The 1,742-nt window shown below is 62.4% G+C and carries 1 protein-coding gene; it reads left to right on the top strand.

The window, feature by feature from the left end; translation table 11 throughout:
* Nucleotides 1-1,742: VCBS domain-containing protein (locus JM93_RS21620; RefSeq protein ID WP_170230801.1), on the top strand; the 1,742-nt coding region annotated here is incomplete at both ends.

Raw genomic sequence — 1,742 nt, 5'->3', positions numbered from 1 at the left:
GACAAGGCCGTTTCGATCTCGGCAGCGCAGCTTCTGGCCCATGCCACCGACATCGATACGGGTGACCACCTGTCCGTGACGGGACTGAGTGCAAGCCACGGGACCATCACCGGCGATGCCGCGCACGGCTTCACCTTCACGCCGGACCCGAACTACAACGGCCCGGTCACGCTGAGCTACCAGGTCACCGACGGTCATGGCGGCAGCGTGGCCCAGAGCGCCTCCCTGACCCTCGGTGCAACACCGGATGCCGCCGTCATCACCGGCACCGACACCGGGGATGTCACCGAGGACCGGAATGTCTGGCCATCATCGGCGCATCCGCTCGCGGTCGGCGGGAGCCTGTCCGTGCATGATCCGGACGGCACAGCTTGGGATCATTTCCAGTATAACCGCTTTGGCGAGCATGCGATCTCGGACCCGTTTGGCGGAAGTCTGCACATCGACCGTGTCGGCAACTGGGGCTACGAGGTCGACAACACCCATCCCGCCGTCCAGGCGCTCGCGGCCGGGCAGGAAGGCCACGCGGTCTACGAGGTGCATTCGGCCGACGGCACGGCCCACCGGATCCGGATCACGATCCACGGCACCAATGACGCGCCTGTCCTGACAGCCGCCACGGCCTCGGCCACCGAGGACGGAAAGACCGTCACCGGCCAGATGTCGGCCACCGATATCGATCATGGCGACAGCCAGACCTATGCGGCCGGTCAGTCTGTCGACGGCTTCACGATGCATGCCGATGGCTCGTGGTCCTTCGATCCCTCCCATGCCGCCTATCAGCATCTCGCGGCCGGTCAGACACAGCAAGTCACCATCCCGGTGATAGTCACCGACAGTGCCGGAGCAACCGACACCGAGAACCTGGTCGTTACAGTAACAGGCACCAATGATGCGCCGGTTGTTTCCGGAGCAACAACCGGAAGCATCACGGAAGACCGGGCGGCAAGCTCCGGGCAGTTGGAAACTTACTGGAATACGATCGATGTTCGGGATCCTGATGGTGCAAGTGAAAGCCATTTAGTGGGGATCGAGGTTGGAGGTGTGCTTCAAAGTTTCTCGACGATCGCTCACGGCACTTACGGATACTTCCAGACGACACACAGCACCGACGGCCATGACAAGTGGAGGTATGCCGCCGACAACGGCAATCCGGATATCCAGGGTCTGAAGACCGGTGAGAACCTGCATGAAACCGCGGTGCTGGTGACGTCAGATGGCACACGTATCCCCTTGACGGTCACCATCAAAGGGCACGAAGACGGGGTCGTAATCGACACGCCAAGAGCACTCGTTCAGGCGATCGGGGACGTTGTCGAAGACACAAGTGTGCAGGTCACAGGTTCCTTGCAGGCGCATGACGCCGACACGCATGACACTGTGTCGTTCACGCCGCAAACCACCACCAATGCCTATGGCACCTTCACCGTGGATGCCGCGGGGCAGTGGTCTTTCAAGCTTGACAACGCCGCCGCCCAGCACCTGAGCGCCGGACTGCAAACTGTCATGGGATTCGACATCGAGGCCGTCTCCAGCGACGGATCGAGGGCTACTCAGCATGTGGAGGTCAATGTACGAGGCACAAATGATGCCCCGATTTTGACGGCGGCAACCGCTCGGGCAACGGAAGATGGGCGGTTCGCCACGGGCCAGATGTCGGCGGCGGACGTGGACAGCGGCGATACGCAGAGCTTCTCCATCGCGCAGCCGGTCGACGGGTTCTCGCTGAACGCGGACGGGTC

The sequence above is a fragment of the Roseibium hamelinense genome, from assembly GCF_007830545.1.
GTDB classification, from domain to species: domain Bacteria; phylum Pseudomonadota; class Alphaproteobacteria; order Rhizobiales; family Stappiaceae; genus Roseibium; species Roseibium hamelinense.
This window is presented reverse-complemented; position numbering and strand designations above follow the sequence as displayed.